General features: G+C 41.9%; 18 protein-coding genes. 12 read left to right on the forward strand and 6 right to left on the reverse strand.

Going from position 1 to position 19634, the window contains the following annotated elements; genetic code table 11:
- Window positions 1-12 precede the first annotated feature (12 nt).
- Genes KO534_RS11035 through KO534_RS11055 form a run of 5 tightly spaced genes read left to right on the forward strand, consistent with a single transcriptional unit; the run spans window position 13 to window position 4730 of the window.
- Entirely contained in the window at window positions 13-1164 is a 1152-nt protein-coding gene (locus KO534_RS11035) for an alpha-hydroxy acid oxidase (protein WP_215929713.1), read from the forward strand.
- Between the two features lie 4 nt (window positions 1165-1168).
- Window positions 1169-2218: an aldo/keto reductase gene (locus tag KO534_RS11040; RefSeq protein WP_354667926.1), complete on the forward strand. Its 1050-nt coding sequence runs from the start codon at window positions 1169-1171 to the stop codon at window positions 2216-2218.
- Window positions 2215-3078 (forward strand): amidohydrolase family protein, encoded by an 864-nt coding sequence (locus tag KO534_RS11045; RefSeq protein WP_215929714.1) that lies wholly within the window; start codon window positions 2215-2217, stop codon window positions 3076-3078. Before KO534_RS11040 ends, KO534_RS11045 begins: the two co-directional genes overlap by 4 nt.
- Before the next feature lie 5 nt (window positions 3079-3083).
- The gene (locus KO534_RS11050; protein ID WP_215929715.1) at window positions 3084-3857 is read left to right on the forward strand and encodes an SDR family NAD(P)-dependent oxidoreductase; all 774 of its coding nucleotides are present in this window, start codon (window positions 3084-3086) and stop codon (window positions 3855-3857) included.
- A gap of 27 nt (window positions 3858-3884) precedes the next feature.
- Window positions 3885-4730, forward strand: coding sequence for a fumarylacetoacetate hydrolase family protein (locus KO534_RS11055; RefSeq protein ID WP_215929716.1), 846 nt, complete (start codon window positions 3885-3887; stop codon window positions 4728-4730).
- A 164-nt stretch (window positions 4731-4894) separates the two neighbouring features.
- Here the strand turns inward: KO534_RS11055 and cdd are convergent, their stop codons facing one another.
- The gene (cdd, locus tag KO534_RS11060) at window positions 4895-5302 is read right to left on the reverse strand and encodes a cytidine deaminase (protein WP_215929717.1); all 408 of its coding nucleotides are present in this window, start codon (window positions 5300-5302) and stop codon (window positions 4895-4897) included.
- A gap of 245 nt (window positions 5303-5547) precedes the next feature.
- On the opposite strand from cdd, the gene nlpI reads away from it, so the two are divergent.
- The 3 genes from nlpI (at window position 5548) to nadA (ending at window position 8733) form a co-directional block, all read left to right on the forward strand.
- Window positions 5548-6456 carry a lipoprotein NlpI gene (gene nlpI / locus KO534_RS11065; protein ID WP_215929718.1) on the forward strand — a complete coding sequence of 303 codons (909 nt, stop codon included), beginning with the start codon at window positions 5548-5550 and terminating at the stop codon, window positions 6454-6456.
- A gap of 2 nt (window positions 6457-6458) precedes the next feature.
- Window positions 6459-7583, forward strand: a complete 1125-nt coding sequence (locus tag KO534_RS11070; protein WP_215929719.1) for a hypothetical protein — start codon at window positions 6459-6461, stop codon at window positions 7581-7583.
- A gap of 91 nt (window positions 7584-7674) precedes the next feature.
- Window positions 7675-8733 carry a quinolinate synthase NadA gene (gene nadA / locus KO534_RS11075; RefSeq protein ID WP_215929720.1) on the forward strand — a complete coding sequence of 353 codons (1059 nt, stop codon included), beginning with the start codon at window positions 7675-7677 and terminating at the stop codon, window positions 8731-8733.
- 22 nt (window positions 8734-8755) lie between these two features.
- Here nadA and KO534_RS11080 read toward each other — a convergent pair whose 3' ends face one another.
- The 5 genes from KO534_RS11080 to KO534_RS11095 all read right to left on the reverse strand — a co-directional run bounded on the left by KO534_RS11080 (window position 8756) and on the right by KO534_RS11095 (window position 13484).
- Window positions 8756-9289, reverse strand: a complete 534-nt coding sequence (locus KO534_RS11080) for an NUDIX hydrolase (RefSeq protein WP_215929721.1) — start codon at window positions 9287-9289, stop codon at window positions 8756-8758.
- Window positions 9290-9306: 17 nt separating this feature from the next.
- On the reverse strand, window positions 9307-10149 hold the full coding sequence (locus KO534_RS23410) for a hypothetical protein (RefSeq protein ID WP_252732088.1): 843 nt from the start codon (window positions 10147-10149) through the stop codon (window positions 9307-9309).
- Window positions 10150-10236: 87 nt separating this feature from the next.
- A complete protein-coding gene (locus tag KO534_RS23415) occupies window positions 10237-11142 on the reverse strand; it encodes a sulfatase-like hydrolase/transferase (protein ID WP_252732089.1) in 906 nt (301 codons plus the stop codon).
- A complete protein-coding gene (locus tag KO534_RS11090) occupies window positions 11132-12322 on the reverse strand; it encodes an AGE family epimerase/isomerase (RefSeq protein ID WP_215929722.1) in 1191 nt (396 codons plus the stop codon). Before KO534_RS11090 ends, KO534_RS23415 begins: the two co-directional genes overlap by 11 nt.
- 166 nt (window positions 12323-12488) lie before the next feature.
- Window positions 12489-13484 carry a LacI family DNA-binding transcriptional regulator gene (locus KO534_RS11095; protein WP_215929723.1) on the reverse strand — a complete coding sequence of 332 codons (996 nt, stop codon included), beginning with the start codon at window positions 13482-13484 and terminating at the stop codon, window positions 12489-12491.
- Between the two features lie 219 nt (window positions 13485-13703).
- On the opposite strand from KO534_RS11095, the gene KO534_RS11100 reads away from it, so the two are divergent.
- From KO534_RS11100 to KO534_RS11115, 4 genes are read left to right on the forward strand one after another with little or no spacing between them, the layout of a single operon-like run.
- Window positions 13704-15542 carry a sodium:solute symporter family protein gene (locus tag KO534_RS11100; RefSeq protein WP_215929724.1) on the forward strand — a complete coding sequence of 613 codons (1839 nt, stop codon included), beginning with the start codon at window positions 13704-13706 and terminating at the stop codon, window positions 15540-15542.
- 31 nt (window positions 15543-15573) lie between these two features.
- Window positions 15574-16761 (forward strand): glycoside hydrolase family 130 protein, encoded by a 1188-nt coding sequence (locus KO534_RS11105; RefSeq protein WP_215929725.1) that lies wholly within the window; start codon window positions 15574-15576, stop codon window positions 16759-16761.
- Window positions 16762-16767: 6 nt separating this feature from the next.
- Complete coding sequence (locus KO534_RS11110; protein ID WP_215929726.1) at window positions 16768-17991, forward strand: AGE family epimerase/isomerase; 1224 nt, start codon at window positions 16768-16770, stop codon at window positions 17989-17991.
- Window positions 17988-19478, forward strand: coding sequence for a beta-mannanase man5E (locus tag KO534_RS11115; RefSeq protein ID WP_215927412.1), 1491 nt, complete (start codon window positions 17988-17990; stop codon window positions 19476-19478). Before KO534_RS11110 ends, KO534_RS11115 begins: the two co-directional genes overlap by 4 nt.
- Window positions 19479-19634 lie beyond the last annotated feature (156 nt).

Here is a 19634-nt window from a genome sequence, read left to right on the forward strand (position 1 = left end):
GAGCAAGTTGTAATGAAAGATTTTTTTGATCCTAGATACCCAGATATCAGCGATCTGCGAGCAAAAGCCCAAAAACGCATACCCAATTTTGCGTTTGCTTACCTAGAGGGGGGCTGCATGGAAGAGATAAGTGTCGCCCGAAATCGTAGCGATGTTGCCGCGGTGCAATTACGCAGTCAATTATTAACACCTTTTGATAAAAGTTATTTAGAAGTTGAGTTATTTGGCCACACTTATAGCGCGCCTTTTGGTATTGCGCCCATTGGTCTACAAGGTTTGATGTGGCCTAAGGCGCCGGAAATATTAGCCAAATCCGCAGCCGATAAAAACATTCCTTATGTACTAAGCACAGTGTCATCTGCCAGCTTAGAATCCATAGCTGAAATCTCCCAGGGCAAGGCTTGGTATCAACTCTACAATCCAACAGATAACAGTATTCGCGAAGATTTGTTAAACAGAATTAAGCAAGCTGGCTATCCGGTGCTGGTAGTCACTGTTGATGTGCCCACCTTCGGGTTTAGGCCAAGAGATATTAAAAATGGTTTAGCCATGCCCCCTAATATGACAGTAAAAAATATCCTACAAATGTTGGCTAAACCCAGTTGGCTATGGGAAACCGCTTTGGCGGGTAAACCCGAAATGCAAACCTTAAAACCTTATATGCCAAAAGACATGCCGATGGATCAACTGGCCGCATTTATGAACAAGACTGTTATGGGCCGTGTCGATATTGAAGGCTTAAAGCCCATTCGTGATATGTGGCAAGGTCCTTTAGTGATTAAAGGCTTAATTAATCCCCAAGATGTGAAATTGGCCATAGAGCTGGGTGCCGATGGCGTGGTGATTTCCAATCATGGTGGTCGCCAATTGGATGCCGGTGAGTCGCCAATAAAACCCTTACAGGGGATCGCCAAAAAGTACCGTTCGGATATTAAAATTTTTATGGACAGTGGCTTGCGCAGCGGTACCAATATTGCTGCTTCTTTGGCTTCTGGTGCCGACTTTACCTTTTTAGGACGTCCTTTTGTGTATGGCGTGGGGGCATTGGGCAAAAAAGGCGGCTATCACACTATCAATACGTTAATGATGCAGCTTACACAAATAATGAACCAATTAGGTTGTTCAAAAGTGGCAGATTTACCTCAGTATCTTGTCGAGGAATAACACTGTGTCTATTGCTAATAAGATCACTAAAAAAACCATTGGTCAGACGCAATTAAAGGTCTCCAGTTTAGGATTTGGTGCTGCATCCTTAGGGAATTTATATAAGGCAATAAGCGATGAAGAAGCCAGTCGCACCTTACGCGCGGCTATAAGCCAAGGCATTAATTTATTTGATACTGCCCCCCGTTATGGACTGGGTTTAAGTGAGCGAAGGGTAGGAGATGTTTTACGCACTATAGGCGCAGATGAGTTTGTGCTTTCTACTAAAGTCGGCCGAGTGTTAACGCCAGATGTGAACGTCGACACCAGCCAGCTTAGGTATGGCTTTGATACACCTATGCCTTTTGACGCCCATTATGACTATAGCTACGACGGTATTATGCGTTCCTATTTTGATAGTTTGCAGCGCTTGGGCCTAGCAAAAATTGATATTTTATTAGTGCACGACATTGGTTTTGATACCCACGGCGATAAGGATGGGTATTACTTTGAGCAGTTTCAAAACAGTGGCTATCGGGCATTAGAAGAGTTGCGTCAACAGGGCTTAATAAAAGCCGTTGGACTAGGGGTAAATGAAACCGCTATTTGTGAACGTGTGATGGAGCTGGGGCAATTTGATTGTTTTTTACTGGCTGGTCGATATTCATTACTCGAACAAGAGGCACTGTCGAGCTTTTTACCTAAATGTGAAGCCCATAGTGCCTCCATTATTTTGGGTGGCCCTTATAACTCAGGGATTTTAGCCACAGGTGTTAAGGGGGCTGCCACCCCAATGTATAATTATGAAGCCGCGCCACCTAAGATAATAAAAAGAGTGGCGAGCATCGAAGAGGTCTGTGAAGCGTTTGATGTGCCTCTGGCGGCGGCCGCTTTACAGTTTCCATTAGCTCACCCAGCCGTTGCAACAGTGATCCCTGGCATTGACAGCGAAGACAGAGCGAACAAAACCTGTCAGTTATTTTCAGAGCAAATACCAAAAGAGTTTTGGCAAGTCTTAAAGCAACAACAGCTGATAAGACAAGATGCTCCTGTGCCCGGTGAGGAACTGACATGAATGTAGAGAATAAATGGGAAATTGTAGATAGCCATCTGCATTTTTGGAAACTCAGTCGCCAAGATTATGGATGGTTAAAACCATACTTGGGCGTGTTATATCAGGATTGTTTGCCAAATGATTGGCAAAAAGAAAAAACGCCGATTGAGGTAAACAAAGTGGTGGTGGTTCAGGCTGCACCTACCGATGCTGAAACGGATTATCTACTGTCTTTAACCCAGCAGTCTGATTCCCTCGCAGGGGTGGTTGGCTGGGTTGATATGCTTGCCCCGTCTGCAGTTGCGTGTCGGCGTTTGCAACTACTTGCTGCTAATCCAGCATTCAAAGGTATAAGGCCGATGTTGCAAGATATTGAGAATGTAGAGTGGATTTTGAATCCACATTTCACCCCCATCTTTCAATTTTTGGTGGCGAATAATTTAAGTTTTGACGCACTTGTGCAAAGTGCACATCTTGAAGCCATCTTAACAATCGCCCGAAGATTTCCTGATTTAAACATTGTGATTAACCATGGTGCCAAACCAAACATTCATGGCAATGAATTTGATAGTTGGGCTGAGTCTATTTCTAGGTTTTCAGACTTGACTAACGTCTTTGTGAAAGTTTCGGGGCTTTCTACAGAAGCAGGCAATAAGCAGCAAAGTGCGCAGCATTATCGCCGCTACTTTGAGCATATTGCGGCAGTGTTTAGCGTGGAGCGAATGATGTGGGGAAGCGACTGGCCAGTGGTGAATATTAATAACAGCTATAAGGGTTGGTTTGAACTTTGTAGTGAATTAGTCGGTGCTTGGTCGCCGACGGACCAAGGGCGTTTTTGGTCAGGAACGGCCAGTGAATTTTATCGGTTAAATGAAGAGTGAGTAATATGACACAAGAGAAGGCAGTATCAGCAGTGACAGGTGGAGGCAGTGGTATTGGATACAGCATTTGTAAAGCCTTAACCACACTTAAGCATACAGTCATTGTTTTGGATAGGGATATAGAGGCAGCAAAAAGAACGGCCGATGAAATCAATCAAGAAGGAGGGGTAGCCAAAGCTATGCAACTTGATGTCTCAAAACATCAAGAAGTTATTGACGTGTTTGCGCAAATAAAGAACCAATTCAAGCGGGTTGACGTTCTGGTTAATAACGCGGGTATTGGGTCTGTTGGCAATCTAGATCAAACATCTGAAGACGAGTTGGATCGGGTTTATAACGTTAATGTAAAAGGTGTATATAACTGTGCGTTTGCAGCAATTCCCTATATGCAGGAGCAACAATCTGGGGTCATAGTGAATATGGCCTCTATAGCTTCTACCGTTGGGATCGCCGACAGATTTGCCTATTCAATGAGTAAAGGTGCGGTTTTGACTATGACTTATTCTATTGCCAAAGATTATATAAATCAGGGCATACGTTGCAATTGTGTAGCCCCTGGGCGTGTTCACACACCTTTTGTGGATGCTTATCTAGAAAAAAATTACCCAGAAAACAAAACAGAAATGTTTGAGACTTTGTCTAAAAGCCAGCCTATTGGCCGTATGGGAACACCACAAGAAATCGCCGCCCTAGTCAAATATTTGTGTAGCGATGATGCGTCTTTCATTACAGGCAGTAACTTTCCCATAGACGGCGGTTTTGTCACTTTAAACAATTAATCCTCAATTTAACGAATAGGAATCAATGTGAAATTATTACGATTTGGCCTTAAAGGTCACGAAAAACCAGGGATGTTGGATCAAGACGGGAAAATCCGCGATTTGTCATCTATTTTGGCTGATATCGATGGTGCCAACATACAACCCGAACAACTCGCTTATTTACGAACACGAGATATAACCTCGCTGCCGATTGTTGCGGATGATGTACGTTTAGGATCTTGCGTCAATAAAGTAGGGAAATTCATCTGCATTGGGCTTAACTATGCAGATCATGCTACTGAATCCAATATGCCTATCCCGTCAGAACCTGAAGTGTTTTCAAAATTCACTAGTGCAATTTGTGGTCCTAACGATGACATTATTCAACCTAAAGGCAGCGATAAGTTAGACTGGGAAGTTGAACTGGCGATTGTTATAGGCAGTAAAGCTTCCTATGTGTCTGAACAAAATGCTGAGCAGCATATTGCAGGCTATTGTGTCTGCAATGACGTGTCGGAGCGCACCTTTCAACTTGAGAGAGGCAACCAATGGGACAAAGGTAAAGGTTGTGATTCTTTTGGCCCAATTGGACCTTATCTTGTGACTAAAGATGAAATCAGCGATGTGGCGAATTTGTCTTTGTGGCTAGAAGTCAATGGTCAGCGTTTTCAGGATGGAAATACCAAAACCATGATATTTAAACCCGCATTTATTGTGAGTTATCTAAGCCAATTTACCACCCTAGAGCCAGGCGATGTCATTACAACTGGCACACCTCCAGGAGTAGGCCTTGGGCAAAAGCCTCCTTTGTACTTAAAAGTGGGAGACAAAGTTACTTTGGGAATTGAAGGCTTAGGCCATCAAAACCAAAAAGTAGTGCGTGTCGAATAGTGAATAATGAGTTGGCTTTTTTTGATGATGTCGTTTTTTAAACTATGACGACAAAATTTTTCCCATAAGTAGAACATAAATCGCAATGAAAAAATTAATTTGGCATGTGATTGTGCCAAATTAACTTGGATTGTTTGTCCATCAATCAAACTTTACTTTTTCTATTATTTATCAAACCCAAAAGCCAAAGGTAGCAATTCGGTGAACTTAACTGTTTTAATTTCACCTTGTTGAGTTGCTAAGTGAACTTCAGTTTCAGCATCGGCAAATTCTGCTATTTTTTGACGACAGCCGCCGCAAGGTGGGCAGAAGTCATCGTTGGGGCTGGCGACTAGGATTTGTTTAATGTGCTTGCTACCAGAAGCTATCATCGCTGAAATCGCTCCGGCTTCGGCGCATTGGCCTAGAGGGTAGGCGGCGTTCTCAACATTGCAACTTGAATGTAGTTGCGCATTTTCATCAAGAATGGCAGCGCCAACATGAAAGTTTGAATAAGGAGCATGGGCATTTTCTTGTGCTTTTGTGGCTAATGCCAATAACATTTTGTGTTCGGGTGTTAGGTTAAGTGCCATAAAAATCTGACTTCAAATTTAACTCGGCCGAGTAGTTTGCGTTATTTTGGACCAAAGATTCAAGTTTAATTCACAAATAAGTACAACTGCCACTGCGGTAACTTTACTTTTTAAGGGAAATAGGCGACTCTAACACTCATACCTTCTTCTTGTTTTTTGGCTACTTTAAAGGGTTGTGTTGCAACCTAGTGTCAAAGTTAGAGTCATATACATAATCTATTTTCAGGTAAAACTTCTCTACTAATATGCATAAACATCTCAGCAGCATCATTTTTCTCAGCGCATTCTTATTTGGTTGCGCCAGCAATAGCGGTTCAATACAAGGTAACCCGCAAATGGGGAATTTGTTGTTAGCCGAGCCAGCGCCCATGAATCAGCGTTCACAATTGGCTATTGCACGCTATAGCCACATTTTAACTAACACTGATTTAGAAGACGAGCAAAGAGCACAACTGTTGCATCAACGTGGCACTTTGTACGACAGTGTTGGTTTGTCTGGGTTGGCGCAGTATGATTTTAATTTGGCGATTCAATTAAAGCCTGACTTGGCTGAAGCTTATAACTCTATGGGGGTCCATTACACCCAACAAATGGATTTTATCCAAGCATACGAAGCCTTTGATGCTTCCTTAGATATTAATCCTGATATGGAGTTTGCGTTTTTAAACCGTGGAATTGCTTTATATTATGGTGGTCGCCCTGACTTGGCGGTGCGTGACTTTGGCACCTTTTACAACATTAATGCATCTGATCCCTATCGTGCGCTATGGAGTTATTTGGCGTCTAGTGAGATAGATAAACCACAGGCGATAGTTGAGCTCGCGCAACTGCGAAAAAACTTAGATGAAAATAACTGGGCAACACAAATAGTTGATTTATATCTTGGAAAATCAACCGAAAACCAATTGTTAGGTAGTTTAATTGCTGGGGTCACTAGCCAACAACAATTAACCGATAGATTATGTGAAGCCTATTTTTATTTGGGTAAATATCACTCTGCTAAAGGCAACAGAGGCATTGCTTCAAACTATTTTAAACTTGCCCTTAGCACTAACGTATTTGAGTACGTAGAACATCGCTATGCGCGCCTTGAGCTTAACTTGTTACGTGATGAAGCCAACAAAATAGAATCGCAAGCAACACAAACCCAATAACAATGACAATATTAGCTAAATGGGTTTTAGCGTTAGCGTGCGCGCTATTGCCTGTTTGGTTAATGATAGAACACAGCAATCTCGCGGTAGAAACCACTCCAGAAAGCCACCTAGCTCCAATTAACAAGTCAATTCAGTTATCCAAGGCCGAAGCAGAGCAACAATTGGCTCATGGTTTAGTGTTGTGGCGTGATAAAAAGTATCAACAATCGGCGCAGGTGTTTGCTTCTCTAGCGGCTAAAAAATTAGAACCACAGTTGCAAAGCTTAACTAACTTATATCATTACCACGCCTCTGCGTTTATTCACAATGTCCACTCTGAGGTTTTCCAGCCACTTTCAGCTGTACCTAAAAACTGTAAACAAAAACTGTTGTTTGTGACGGCAGATCTTGAATCCCTGCCCCAAGCTGAATATTTTAGATCGCGCTTTTCACAAGACCCACGTATGCGCGATTTATCGATTTGTATTTATGAGCAGACTTGGTTTGACCCTATTGATTTAGTCTGCAAGGAAAATTGGCAACAAAGCGGGCGCTTAGGTTGTCAATTGCTGTCGTTGGCTGAAAAAGTCAAAACAGTGCCTTTTACTCATTTAGTGATCTTTGCTAAAAAAGGCAAAGCCAATGTCCACAACGGCATTATGTTTCTGGATCGCCAAGACACTTACGACGTATTTATTCACGAGTTAGCGCATTTTTCTGGCTTTATTGATGAATACCCCCTGAGTAAAATGCTTGCTAAACGAGTGTGTGCTGGTGTTGATGCACCCAATATAGTATTTAAAAAGGCAAAACAATCAGAGGCCGACACAGAATATTGGGACTCAATGGGTCACGCTAGCGCCCCTGATCTATATGCAGCCAGAACCTGCGACAATCATTCAACCCAAGCGTATAAAGCGTCCAAAAAACTCACTTTTATGGAGTATCACGATACCGCTTTTATTCCCGCTAATTATTTAAAAGCGTGGCAAAATCAATTGCAAAACACGCCCAATCAACCTTCGGCTCATGTTAATTTTGCGCAGTTATATGAGCAGTCTAAAAATTTACCAGAAAGCACATTTTGGCGAGCTAAGTATCAGCAATATTTGCAAGCCAATACCTATAAAAGTGGCAATCTATAACAAATGAAAATGTCATTTGTGTGACAAGCCCCTATCACCATGGGTATAATACTCGAACGTTTTTTGCTCCTGTTAGTATTACATTCAGATTATGTCCCAGTTATTTCCTGTCGAAACCATAGATTACCCTTTTCCACCCAAGCCGGCTGTCCTGAGTAAAGTGCAACAGCAACAATATGTGCAAGAGATCAAAACCTTGCTTAAGCGAAAAAATGCCGTATTGGTTGCTCACTATTACACAGATCCTGAAATCCAAGCTTTAGCCGAAGAAACCGGTGGCTGTATTTCCGACTCTCTGGAAATGGCGCGTTTTGGTCGCGACTGTGAAGCGGATACCTTGATTGTTGCCGGTGTAAAATTTATGGGTGAGACCGCCAAAATTCTCAGTCCCGAAAAAACCGTATTAATGCCCACCTTAGAAGCAACCTGTTCATTGGACATTGGCTGTCCTGAAGACCAATTTTCAGCATTTTGTGACGCTCATCCTGATCACACTGTTGTGGTGTATGCCAATACTTCTGCAGCGGTAAAAGCTCGCGCAGATTGGGTTGTCACCTCAAGTATTGCGTTGGAAATCGTTGAACATTTAGACTCCCTAGGAGAAAAAATCATCTGGGCACCGGATCGTCATTTAGGGGCATATATCGCTAAACAAACTGGCGCTGATATGTTGATGTGGCAAGGTGAATGTATAGTGCACGACGAGTTTTCAGCAAAAGCGCTGCTAAATATGAAACACCTTTATCCTGACGCGGCTATTTTGGTACATCCAGAATCACCCGCCAGCGTGGTAGCTTTGGCGGATGCAGTAGGTTCTACTACGCAGTTGATCAATGCAGCAAAAACTTTACCCAATAGTCATTTTATCGTGGCCACAGATCGCGGTATTTTTTACAAAATGCAGCAAGCAGCACCCGATAAAATATTGCTAGAAGCGCCTACTGCTGGTAACGGTGCAACCTGTAAAAGTTGTGCTCACTGCCCATGGATGGCCATGAATGGCTTAAAGGCCATTCATCAATCACTTACAGACACTCAAGGCCATGAAATTTTTGTTGATGAATCTTTGCGACAACGGGCTCTCATCCCTCTAAATCGTATGCTTGATTTTTCAGCTGAGTTAAAAATGCAAGTTACAGGCAATGCCTAACTGTAAGCTTGGTATCAATTCTTCATTCGACAGTTTGTTTTAAGAACTTCTGCACCGCCTTTCGCAATGACGCAAAGGCGATGCGTTCACAATCAATCTCATCAAATTTTAGCCATTTAAACTCTGTTATTTCGGCAATGTCTGCTGTTAAACAAGGCTTGTGGGGTAGCTGGCAAACAAAGACTACGTCACAAGTATTGTAGAGTACGTCTTTATAAAGGTAGGTATTGGCCCCAGAATAAAAATACTGCCAATTATCAATAGTGACATCGAGTTCTTCTTTTAACTCTCGGCTTAGGGCGACTTCAAGAGATTCGTTGTGATCAACAAATCCACCTGGTAAATCCAGCTTACCTTTGTGGGGGTCTTGGGCTCTAACGGTAAATAACATTTCATCTGCACAACAAATAATTGCCCCCACAGCAGAAGCCGTATTGTGGAAATATTCGAATTGGCAACGGTTACACAGGTACTTGTGTCCATTTTCAGTTTGTATTTGCTCACTTTTGCAGTTTGGGCAAAACTGAAAGATTTTGGTTTGGGTGGCTATATTCATATTTTAAAACAAAGCAATTAACGTGGGTAATCCGAGTTTACTGGATCTTCACCTGAATCGGCAGTCACAAAATATAACCGCCTTAAACCGTTGATGGCGGTCCAAGGTTTAATACTGTTATTGGATAGGGGTTCTAGTGTTATTTCGGTTTGCCCCTTTGGTAAAAATAAAGTACCTGCCAACTGCAGCTTATTTTCATTGAGCTGATAATCAAATGTTGAGCTTGGGCCCGACACTCGAACTTGTAACCCAACTGAATCCTGGTTGTTTTGTTCTACAAATATTTTATAGTTCGTGGCTTTATGTACCCTCACTTGATAAGTAGCGCTGTCACCCCGTTGTTTTAAATTGGTGAGTTGATGAGCCTGGCTAATCACATTTCCGGTGGTTGCAGAGGGACCAAAGCCGTTTACAACAGATACCGGATAGTTACCCACTTGGTAAACTGGCGTCAAGTAAGTGTGTTGTGAATTTAATAAAGCATGAAATTTACCTCGTAAATTTTTGACTAATTGTGCGCTAATATCTGGGTGTTGTTCAAAAATATTGGTTTGTTCTAGCGGATCTTTTTGCATATCGAACATTAAAAATTGTTTGCTAGGCGCAGGGTAATTCGGTCGGTCCATGGCAGGATTAAGCAGTAATTTATACTTTTCTGTCCTTAAACCAATCAACTGTTGTTGAAACTGCATGAGCTGTTTGGCTTTTTTATCTATCGGGGTCCATTGATTAAAGTGTGGCTTATTACTGATGACATCATGGGAAGCGATGTAGGTTTGTCTTGGGTTAGACCCTGTTACTTTCCCCTCTAAATAACCAGTCAACGAAAATCCATCTAAACCTTTATGTTGAGGTGGCAATGTTGACTGGGATACTTCGAGTAGGGTTGGAAATATATCTTTTACGTCTACAAAGCGGCTGACGACACTGGCTTGCCATTTTTTTGGTCAGTGAATAAACAAAGGAGAGCGTATGCCATTTTGCCAACTTTGCCCTTTATTACCTTTCATTTTACTTGGGTTTCTAGCTTGCCATTCTTGTTTGGTCATTGCTCCGAAATTTGAGGAATCCCACCAAGGACCATTGTCGCTCATGAAAATGATGATAGTGTTGTCGAGTAATTGCTGTGAATTAAGGTAAGCAATTAACCTACCTATATGAAAGTCCATTTCATTCACCATGGCATATAAATTGGCGACTGCAGGGCGTAGCCCACTTTTTACTAATGGATTGACAAATTTTTCTGGGGCTAGCCAAGGTTCGTGGGGGGCTAGGTAACTTAGATAAGCGAAAAAAGGCTGGTCCTTTTGTTGCTGTATAAAATCTATGGCGTAGTCGGTGACAACTTCTGATACCCACTTATTATGTTGCACTGGTTTACCATTTAACCATCCAAAGGAGTTTTTGTGTCGATAAAGCTCTGCGTAATACCCTTCATCAAAACCTCTATTCCATGGAAAATAACCTTCAGTTTTACCTAAGTGCCATTTCCCCCACGTAGCCGTTTTATAGCCCGAATCTTGTAATACTTCGGATATCAGGGTTTCCGACAAATGCATAAAATCACGGCCACCATGAACACCTGATACACCGGTTTTATAAAAATCTCTTCCTGTTAATAGTGCCGCTCGGGTTGTTGAACAAACCGGTGTTACTGTGAAATCAGAAAATTGCACTGCTGCGCGAGCTAACGAATCTAGATTAGGTGTAGTGATATGTGGGTGATGATGTAAAGACAGATCATCATAACCTAGATCATCGGCCGTAATCAGAATGATGTTGGGTCGATTGGTATCAGCATTGGCAAATAGACTGAATGTTAAAAGTAAAGCGGCTAAAAACTTAGAATACATCTGATTTTCCTTTAATAAATCGCTGCGCTTCTAGTCCAGCCATAGTTAGATGGTACAGTGTGCTAGAAGGAGCGAGGTCAGAGATAACTTGGTTCCCTTCGCCATATTGGTCGATGTAACTACCACTACAAGTGGCTACGAGAAAATGACGAGTTAAACTCGACAAGGCCACTTGAGCGTCTTTCGCATATTCGTGTGTATCTGACTGTTTGGCGTAGGTCGCTTGGGTTAACGCCGCTTTTAACCATTCGGTCATGGGCCAACAACGTTTGGTTTGTTTGAGAGTTGTGCCATTGAGGCCCACTTGATCGAAGATGAGATTACAGGATTTGTCTAATCCGTAATTTAGTCCTTTGTGGTACAAAACGTGGCAGTAGTTATCGACTGGGGTGCCGGTTAATAAGCTGTATTGCCTTAATAACCATACCCATTCGAACATATGTCCTGGCTCTATTATTTGGCCCTTTAGATCGTCAGTATAAGACCAATCTTGGTTAAAAAATTCTAACAGCACTTGTTGCTTGTTGTCGAAAAAAGTACTTTCAAATAAGCTAAAAATTTCTCCCGCCTTGGCCAACCACTTAGCGTCCTTTGTGACCGAGTACAGGGTCAAGAATGCCTCAAATAAATGCATATGAGGGTTTTGTCTGCGGTATTGGTGCGAGTATGAACCTTCTTGCCATCCGCCTGCTTGGCCTTTTAAGTCGGTATCAATTTGTTGCAGTAATTTATTGGCATAATCTAACGCCTTCAAATCATTAAATACATGATATCGCCAAGCGTAAGCCAATAAAAAAAACGCCACATCGTAAAGATCATGAGACTGGTTAATTACTTGGTTATCTTTATCGAGTATATGCGCAAAGATCGCTGAATTATGAGTTTTAGCGTGATTGTGTACGTAGCTGTCTAAGCCAGAGACAAGCTGCATACCATTGTTTATCCAATGATTTTTTTGGGCGGCTGCAAATACAAACATTTGTCTCGCTTGTACTCTTACGCGACGATCACAATTTAAGTCAGCCTCACCGTTTGCTAACAGTCTTTCGTAGGCCGCACCTTGGTCATCTAGGCCTTTGTGAGTCCACAAGGGCAGTGCATGGTTTTGTAACCACCCTAAATATTCTTGTATATCAAGGATTAAGTCTTGGTATTGGGTATCAACAAGTGCTGCGATCATGAGTAAACAGATTTAACCCTATAAAAATGGTTTGTATGTGAGTTGTTAATTAAAATAAATGAACCGGTTCATTTTGTAAAGGATAAAACAAAATGAACTTGATTAATCCCAATTTAAGTGACGTTTCCAAGGTGCAAAAATGTTGGAAGGCTTAGTTGCGGGTTTACTAAGCCTTAGGTGGGGCTATGCTTTCTCGGATCACAAACTCATAAGGCAGGATATACTCTTCGGTTTCAGGTTTGGAACCTTCGATTAATTGTAATAATAGCTCAGCAGATTTTTGCCCCATTTTTTCGGCTGGTTGCGATATGGTAGAAAGCGTAGGTATACAGTATCTTGATACTTCCATGTCGTCGAATCCAATAATGGACATGTCTTGTGGCATGTTAATTCCTTTGTCTTTGAATCCCCTTATTGCGGCAATAGCCATTTCGTCATTCATAGAAAAAATCGCGGTGGGTCTTTGTTTCATGCTTGAAAACTGTTCCGCTGCGGTTAGTCCTGACCAATAATTAAAATCACCGGCAATCACTAATTTCGGGTCATAATCTATCTTGGCAGCAGATAAGGCGGCTTTATACCCGTTTAAACGGTCAATGTTATGTGGATTATCTTTTAAGCCAGATATCACCCCTATTCGCTTATGCCCTAGAGAGATTAAATGACCCACGGCTTTTTTGGCTGCACCAACATTATCGATACGAACTGAGTAGGAAGGCGTGCCTTCACAAGAACTTGCACTCACGGCTAAAATGTCGTCTCTGGGCAATATGGCGTCTTGTTTTTTATAGGGACGAAGATTAATTATGCCATCTGCCAGTTTGGTTTCTACCATACGTACAAACTCCCGTTCACGAGCAGCAGAGTCTCGGGTGTCACCTAACAATACGCTATAACCTTTATTTTGGGCGACCAACTCAATACCACTTATTACACTTGCAAAAAATTGGTTAGCAATGTCTGGCACCAATACCACAATGGTTTTTGATGACTTTGCACGGAACTTTTGCGCCAACATGTTGGGTTTGTAATTCAGTTTTTTTATGGCCGCTTGGATCTTTTCTAAGTTCTTTTTCGAAACCCGTTCAGGTGCACTCAAAGCCTTAGAAATGGTTCCTGTTGATAAGCCAGCTTCCTTGGCTACGTCGCGTATTGTTGCCAAAATATTACCTTAACCTTTTGAAAATTATAAATAAATTAGTTTCTTATCAAAAAAACTTTGAATAAAGTGTAATTTAAACTGGTAATAAATAATAGTTATGGTTAATCTAAATAAATATGAACCGGTTCATTTTTTGTTGGTAATTGATTTAACAACTGTTTAACACCGACAAAAAATTTATATAAGAAACGTTAAAAACCGGATAACAAGGTAACAATAATGAATTTAACCACACTCGATTTGTCTATTATCGGCCTGTATTTAGTGGCTATTGTGGCGCTGGGTATTTGGATTTCACGCTCTGCCAACAAAGATGTAGAAGGCTACTTTTTAGGGGGCAACAAACTTAGCTGGAAATTATTGGGCTTGTCTAATGCCTCAGGGATGTTTGATATCAGTGGCACTATGTGGATGGTATATCTGTTATTTATCTATGGTCTTAAAAGTGTTTATATTCCTTGGTTGTGGCCGAGTTTTAATCAAATATTTTTAATGGTGTTTTTGTCTATTTGGTTGCGTCGTTCCGGTGTAATGACGGGGGCTGAATGGATCAAATTTCGATTTGGTGAAGGAAAAGGCGCAAGGTTAAGTCACTTCATTGTAGTGGGTTTTGCGTTATTGAGTGTACTCGGTTTCTTAGCCTATGGCTTTATCGGTATTGGTAAATTTGCTGCGGTATTTTTACCTTGGGAGTTGTCCTCAAATCCACGTAGCAATGAAATATATTACGGCTTGATCATGACTTTCCTCACCGCTTCCTATGTGGTGAAGGGCGGCATGGTGTCTGTGGTGTTCACTGAAGTATTACAATTTATCATCATGACAGTGGCTTGTGTCGCCATTGGTGTCATAGCAATGCAACAAGTTTCTCCTGAAATGTTATCCAAGGTGACGCCTGATGGCTGGGGCAGTTTAGCGTTTGGTTGGGAGCTTGGACTAGATTGGAGTGGTATCTTAGACAGCGCCAATCAAAAAATTGTCGATGACGGTTGGTCGTTATTTTCGATATTTTTCATGTTGGTTTTGTTTAAAGGTATTCTTCAAAGCTTAGCGGGTCCCGCTCCCAATTTTGATATGCAGAGAGTGTTGTCGGCGCGTACACCTAGTGAAGCGGCCAAAATGAGTGGCTTTGTTAATCTGGTTTTATTATTTCCGCGATACATGATGATCACCGGCTTAACTATTTTAGCATTAGTGTATTTTTCGTCTGACTTACAAGCTATGGGGCCAGATGTGGATTTTGAGCAGATATTACCTTTTGCATTAGCAAACTATGTGCCTGCAGGTCTATTGGGGCTTATATTGGCTGGGTTATTAGCGACTTTTATGTCTACTTTTGCCGCCACTACCAATGCGGCACCAGCCTACGTAGTCAACGACATTTATCGTCGTTACATCAACCCAAATGCGGATCCCAAAACCTACGTTTATATGAGTTATGGGGTGTCGATATTCTTTATTGTGTTAGGCACCTTAATTGGCCTATTTATTCCTTCGCTAAACGATATTGTGTTGTGGTTGGTTTCAGCTCTTTATGGCGGGTACACCGCATCCAATTTACTTAAATGGTACTGGTGGCGGTTCACTGGAATGGGTTATTTTGCGGGTATGGCTGTGGGTATCTTAGCCGCCATTCCTATGATGTTTACTGATGTATCACCACTGTATGGATTCCCCATCATGTTTGTGTTGTGCTTATTAGCCTGCGTAACAGTGAGTTTGTTAGGCCCTGCAGATGATATGGAAGTACTCAAAGCCTTTTATTTAAAAACTCGTCCTTGGGGTAGCTGGAAGCCTGTTTTGCGAGCGCTTCAAAAAGACTATCCACAGGTATCTGGAAACACTGAGTTTAAAAAAGACCTATCCAATATATTGGTTGGCTTGGTGTGGCATACCAGTCTAACCGCAGCACCTATTTTTATGGTGATTGAAGATTGGTCTAGCATGACAATTTCCTGCGCCATTGCAATATTATGTTCTTGGTTTTTAAAGAAAAACTGGTGGAACAAACTATCTGATTATCCTGCTGACTTACAGCAGTTAACACCTAAGGCCTAACGGCCAATTTTATAAAGCGAGAGATGTCATTATGTCTTTATCAGCAACTGAATTTCAAAGTAGATTGAACCGGTTAACCCAAGCTCAATCTGAGTTGCTTACACAAGTTAATCAACCTGAAACTATAAGCAATGGTGTGTATACCCGTTGGCAAAACCCGATAGTTACACGTGATCATGTTCCCTTGAATTGGCGCTATGATCTTAACCCAGCTACTAACCCTAATTTGTTAGAGCGCATAGCCACCAATGCCACATTAAACTCTGGGGCAATGATCTTTAATGGCAAATATGTATTGGTTGTGCGAGTAGAAGGAGTGGATAGAAAGTCTTATTTCGCTGTATGTGAAAGTGACAATGGTGTGGACAATTTCACCTTTTGGGACAAGCCTATCACTATGCCTGAAACTGACAGACCAGACACCAACGTCTATGACATGCGCTTAACGCAGCATCAAGACGGCTACATATACGGCTTGTTTTGTACCGAACGTAAAGACCTTGCTTATCCCAACGATACCTCTGCCGCTGAAGCTCAATGTGGCATTGCTCGCACTAAAGACCTAATTAATTGGGAGCGGTTACCTGATTTGATTACGTATTCTGGGCAACAAAGAAATGTGGTGTTACACCCTGAGTTTGTTGATGGAAAATACGCTTTATACACTAGACCACAAGACGGCTTTATTTCGGTCGGCGGAGGCGGTGGCATAGGTTGGGGCTTGTCAGATTCTATGCTCAACGCTGAAATAAAAGAAGAAACCATTATTGACCACAAGGTGTATCACACCATAAACGAAGTCAAGAACGGCCAAGGGCCAGCGCCAATAAAAACTGAACAAGGTTGGTTACATTTGGCCCACGGTGTCAGGAATACCGCGGCGGGATTACGTTATGTGCTGTATACCTTTTTAACTGATCTATCTAAACCTTGGCAGATCACCCACAAACCGGCCGGGCATCTTATTGCGCCTGAAGGCAGTGAACGAGTCGGCGACGTATCTAATGTTACTTTTTGTAATGGTTGGATAACGAATAGCCAGGGGCAGGTGTTTATCTATTACGCTTCGTCAGATACTCGTATGCACGTGGCGACCAGCACAGTGGATACCTTATTAGATTACTGTCTTAATACTCCTGTAGATGGGTTGCGCTCGGCTAAGTCGGTGCAATCTATCAATGAATTGATTGCACGTAATGCGCAGTTGAGTCAGGCATAGTTATTCATGAAATCCTGTCAAAAATTTACGCGACAAGCCATGGTCGACGAGTTGAATCTAATCACTGATTGGTGGCAATCTCACAGCATTGATCTTAAAAATGGTGGCTTTGTAGGAGAAGTCAACTCGGCTGGGATCCCACAACACTCAGCTAGCAAAGGCATTATTCTCAATAGTCGTATTTTGTGGTTTTTTAGTGAGCTGGCGGTATTCAGTGGCTTGGAAACTCAACAAGGTAAAAGTGCATTGGCCACGGCTACTCGCAGCTATCAGTACATGATGGCGCATTTTGACGATACTCAATTTGGTGGCGCGGTTTGGGAACTTAACCATTTAGGTGAGTGTGTCGACAGCAAAAAACAAACCTACGCTCAGTGTTTTTGCATTTATGCATTTTGTGCCTACTACCAAGCCACAGGAAAACAGCAAGTGCTGGATAAAGCGATGAGTTACTTTTCTATGGTTGAGCGCTACACCAGAGACCAAGACTTAGGGGGCTATATCGAAGCCTTTCAAAATAATTGGCTACCAATAGAAGATTTTCGTTTAAGCGAAAAAGACATGAATACCCCTAAATCGATGAATACACACTTACACGTGCTCGAAGCTTTTTCGGCTTTATATAAAGTGAATCCCTGTGGCGAGGTTGAAGAGTCGTTGCGACATGTATTGTCGATGTTTAAACAACATATTATTGACCTTGAAAGTGGTCACCTTAAGCTATTTTTTAGCAATGACTGGCAAGATCAATCCAGCAGTTTTTCCTATGGCCATGATATTGAAGCAAGTTGGTTGATATGGGAAGCACTTGAAATATTAGCTGACTCAGAATTACTAAACGAGTGGCGCCCATTGGTTATTCATATGGCGCAAGTGTGTGTGAAGGAGTCCTTGGGAATACACGGTCAAGTATGTGAAGATTATGACAAAGTGACCCAATACAAAGCCCCAGATGCATACTGGTGGGTACAGGCCGAGGCGTTAGTAGGATTTTTAAACCTATTTCATCTAACTGGTGATAAGCACTTGAACGCGATATGTGAAAACATTTGGCAATTCATTCAGCAATATCATAAAGATCCTGTCGCTGGAGAATGGTTTTGGTTGGCTAATATTGACGGCGCCAATTGCCACCAAAACTATAAAGCAGGCTTTTGGAAAGCCCCATATCACAATGGTAGGGCCATGATGGAAGTGATTAAGTTATTTGATAAGTTGAAACAATCATGAAAATTTTACTCTGCATTTTTATCTTGTGTTTAACCAGTTGTATTAGCGGTCATGCCCCAATAACAAGCCAACAAAATATTGAAAATTTTATCACTCGACAAGGGCATCAGTTATTCGACGGTGAACAACCCTTTAGATTTGCGGGTATTCATGCCCCAGAGTTACATCGAATAGAAGATGATGCGAAAGGCAAATGTGCTGCAGATAGAAGAAGTTGGGGGCAATACTTTAAATGGCCCAGTTACACCGAACAAGAAAACTGGATCAAAGCACTAGTGCGCACTGGACATAAGGCAATGCGTATTTATGTATTATCAGTGGCTCATCCCGACGATGCGGTTTGTCAACGGCAAACCCATATTTTGAATCCCGCCACAGTTGATGGATCTCCACGCCTAAATGAAGAGGCTATGGTGGTTTATGACCAAATGATTGCCTTAGCATCGAAACACAAGTTGCGTCTAATATTGCCTTTTATTGACCATTGGCAATGGTGGGGGGGACGACAACAACTTGCGGCGTTTTATAATGAAAACCTAGACGCCCTTTACGATACACAGTCGAAGACCTATCAAGGGTATTTAGATATTATTCAACAAGTTATCACCCGAAAAAATACTTTGACTGGACGTCACTATTTCGAAGAAAAAGCCATAATGGCATGGGAAACAGGTAACGAGCTAAAGCTCAGTACGTCTGAGTTTGTGAGTCAAACCGCGGCACATATTAAAGCCCTAGCGCCCCAACAGTTAGTGGTGGATGGCACCTATTTACAGTTATTACCCAGTTCACTTGATGATCCCAATGTAGACATAATCAGCAACCATTTTTATACCGTAAATAACAACAATAAGCCGCAAACCATAAAAGATAATCTTGCTTTTATTTCCGGTAAAAAAGCCTATATGGTCGGAGAGTTTGGTTTAGCGCCGGCACAGCAACTAGAAGATATTATGCGAACTGCGGTGCATTATGAGTTAAATGGCGCGCAAACGGTGGGTGCATTTATTTGGGGATTTCGAGGCCATAGAGAAACAGGTGGTTTCTATTGGCATAGTGAAAGCAATGGCGCACATTATAGCTATCATTTACCAGGCTTTAGCGACGGAGATTTTAATCAAGAGCGAGAAGTGGTGTCTATTGTTCGTAATGCTCAGGCTAATATGAACGGGTTGCAGCATGTACCTCCATTGCCAATTCCAGAACCTCCTGTTCTGCATCGAGTTTCCGAGGATTTAAAACTCAATTGGTTAGGGTCTCCCACTGGGCAGCACTATCGAATTGAACGTAAAAACACACTGAATCAATCATGGACTGTGATTGCACAGCAAATATCCGACGGCAAAAACAAGTTCGATCCTCTGGTGGATGACTTGTTTGTCGATACTAGTGAGCTTAGTAGTGGAACTTATGAGTATAGGGTGATCGCTGTCAACGAAGCGGGAGAATCTGCTCCTTCGAATATTCAAAGGATACAACTAAAGTGAGTTGCCATTAACGGCAATGATGGATTGTTAACTTTTTGTAAGAAAAAGGTTGAATATCCTATTCAGATAGATTAATTTATTCACACAAATGTAAACCGGTTCACTTTGTTTATATGAAGCATTCCGGTTTTTTTATATAAACAAAGTGAACCGGTT

This window comes from Paraglaciecola arctica, assembly GCF_018861065.1.
Taxonomy (GTDB): Bacteria; Pseudomonadota; Gammaproteobacteria; order Enterobacterales; family Alteromonadaceae; genus Paraglaciecola; species Paraglaciecola arctica_B.

Coding starts and splice junctions, on each gene's coding strand:
- KO534_RS11035 (WP_215929713.1), top strand. CDS start 13: ATGAAAGATTTTTTTGATCCTAGATACCCAGATATCAGCGATCTGCGA.
- KO534_RS11045 (WP_215929714.1), top strand. CDS start 2,215: ATGAATGTAGAGAATAAATGGGAAATTGTAGATAGCCATCTGCATTTT.
- KO534_RS11050 (WP_215929715.1), top strand. CDS start 3,084: ATGACACAAGAGAAGGCAGTATCAGCAGTGACAGGTGGAGGCAGTGGT.
- cdd (WP_215929717.1), bottom strand. CDS start 5,302: ATGGCACTTAACCTAACACCCGAACACAAAATGTTATTGGCATTAGCC.
- nlpI (WP_215929718.1), top strand. CDS start 5,548: ATGCATAAACATCTCAGCAGCATCATTTTTCTCAGCGCATTCTTATTT.
- KO534_RS11070 (WP_215929719.1), top strand. CDS start 6,459: ATGACAATATTAGCTAAATGGGTTTTAGCGTTAGCGTGCGCGCTATTG.
- nadA (WP_215929720.1), top strand. CDS start 7,675: ATGTCCCAGTTATTTCCTGTCGAAACCATAGATTACCCTTTTCCACCC.
- KO534_RS11080 (WP_215929721.1), bottom strand. CDS start 9,289: ATGAATATAGCCACCCAAACCAAAATCTTTCAGTTTTGCCCAAACTGC.
- KO534_RS23415 (WP_252732089.1), bottom strand. CDS start 11,142: ATGTATTCTAAGTTTTTAGCCGCTTTACTTTTAACATTCAGTCTATTT.
- KO534_RS11090 (WP_215929722.1), bottom strand. CDS start 12,322: ATGATCGCAGCACTTGTTGATACCCAATACCAAGACTTAATCCTTGAT.
- KO534_RS11100 (WP_215929724.1), top strand. CDS start 13,704: ATGAATTTAACCACACTCGATTTGTCTATTATCGGCCTGTATTTAGTG.
- KO534_RS11105 (WP_215929725.1), top strand. CDS start 15,574: ATGTCTTTATCAGCAACTGAATTTCAAAGTAGATTGAACCGGTTAACC.
- KO534_RS11110 (WP_215929726.1), top strand. CDS start 16,768: ATGAAATCCTGTCAAAAATTTACGCGACAAGCCATGGTCGACGAGTTG.
- KO534_RS11115 (WP_215927412.1), top strand. CDS start 17,988: ATGAAAATTTTACTCTGCATTTTTATCTTGTGTTTAACCAGTTGTATT.